Annotated in this window: 1 protein-coding gene; it reads left to right on the top strand. The window is 70.2% G+C overall.

What is annotated here, in order from left to right:
- The coding region (locus AB0J68_RS31715; protein WP_363942516.1) for a PhoX family phosphatase at nucleotides 1-1,875 on the top strand (1,875 nt) is incomplete at its 5' end.
- Nucleotides 1,876-1,920: the final 45 nt, after the last annotated feature.

Here is a 1,920-nt window from a genome sequence, read left to right on the forward strand (position 1 = left end):
GCCGCGGCGGCCCCCGCCACCCCGGACGTGCCGGAGGGCTTCGGCTTCGGCCGCCCCGCCACGGGCGTCGGCAGCGGCGCGCTGACCTTCAAGCCGATCCCGCCGAACAAGCTGGACACCCTGGTCGTGCCGAACGGCTACGACAACGCCGTGGTGATCAAGTGGGGCGACCCGGTGCTGCCGGGCGCGCCGGAGTTCGATCTGCACCACCAGACCGCCGCCGCCCAGTCGAAGCAGTTCGGCTACAACAACGACTTCGTCGGGGTGCTGCCGCTGGACAAGCAGGGCAGGCGGGCGCTGCTCGTGGTCAACCACGAGTACACCAACGAGGACCTGATGTTCCCCGGCTTCCCCGGGCTGGACGGGCTCTCCGTGGAGCAGCTGCGCACGGCGATGGCCGCGCACGGTATGTCCGTGGTGGAGTTGGAGCGGGTCGCCGGCACCGGGCAGTGGAAGCCCGTGGACAACGGCCGCCGGCCGTACAACCGGCGGGTCACCGCGCTCAGCACCAAGTTCGACCTGACCGGCCCGGCCGCCGGCTCGGCCTGGCTGAAGACCGCCGCCGACCCCAAGGGCCGTACGGTCGTCGGCACGCTCAACAACTGCTCCGGTGGCGTGACGCCGTGGGGGACGGTGCTCTCCGGCGAGGAGAACTTCAACCAGTACTTCGTCGGAGCGGACGCCGCTCCGGCCGACCTCAAGCCGAAGCTGGACCGCTACGGCATCACCACCGCGTCCCGCTACCCCAGCGGCAGCCGTAAGTGGGAGCGCGCCGACGAGCGCTTCGACCTGGCCAAGCACCCCAACGAGGCGCACCGGTTCGGCTGGGTCGTCGAGATCGACCCGTTCGACCCGGAGAGCCGCCCGCGCAAGCACACCGCGATGGGCCGCTTCAAGCACGAGGGCGCGAACGTCATCGTCGCCAAGGACGGGCACGTGGTCGCGTACATGGGCGACGACGAGCGGTTCGACTACCTCTACAAGTTCGTCTCGGCGAAGAAGTTCCTGAAGGGCAACTCCTGGGCCGCCCGCAAGCACAACCTCACGCTGCTGGAGTCCGGCACGCTCTACGTCGCGCAGCTCGACCAGACCAGCGCGGGCGAGATCGACGGTTCGGGCAACCTCCCCGCCGACGGCGCGTTCAACGGCCGGGGTCGCTGGATCAAGCTGGTCAGCGGCAACCGCTCGTTCGTCGACGGGATGACCGCCGCGGACGTGCTGACCTTCACCCGGCTCGCCGGCGACAAGGTCGGCGCGACCAAGATGGACCGCCCCGAGGACGTCGAGCCGAGCCTGCTCACCGGCAAGGTCTACGTGGCGCTGACCAACAACACCGACCGGGGCAAGGCCGGCAAGGCGGCGGCCGACGAGGCCAACCCGCGCAACGCCAACAAGCACGGGCAGATCCTGGAGCTGGTCGAGGACCGCAACGACAACACCTCGGAGACCTTCGCCTGGTCGCTGCCGATCGTCTGCGGCGACCCGACCGACCCGTCGACCTTCTTCGCCGGGTACGACAAGACCAAGGTCTCCCCGATCTCGTGCCCGGACAACGTCGCCTTCGACGCCACCGGCAACCTGTGGATCTCCACCGACGGCAACGCGCTGGGCAGCAACGACGGCCTCTTCGCCACCGCCGTCGAGGGTCCCGAGAAGGGTCACCTCAAGCAGTTCCTCACCGTGCCGCTCGGCGCGGAGACCTGCGGCCCGTTCATCACCGGCGACAACCGCTCGGTCTTCGTCGCCGTGCAGCACCCGGGTGAGATCACCGGCGCGTCGGTGGAGAACCCGGCCTCTAACTGGCCGGACGGCGACTACGCCAAGCCGGGCGTGGTGGTCACCTGGCGCCTCGACGGCGGCCCGGTGGGCAGCTGACGGTGCTCCCGCGGCCGGCAGGCCGCTGACGTTGCTCCGGCGGTT

The organism is Micromonospora sp. NPDC049580 (assembly GCF_040675595.1).
Classification (GTDB): Bacteria; Actinomycetota; Actinomycetes; order Mycobacteriales; family Micromonosporaceae; genus Micromonospora.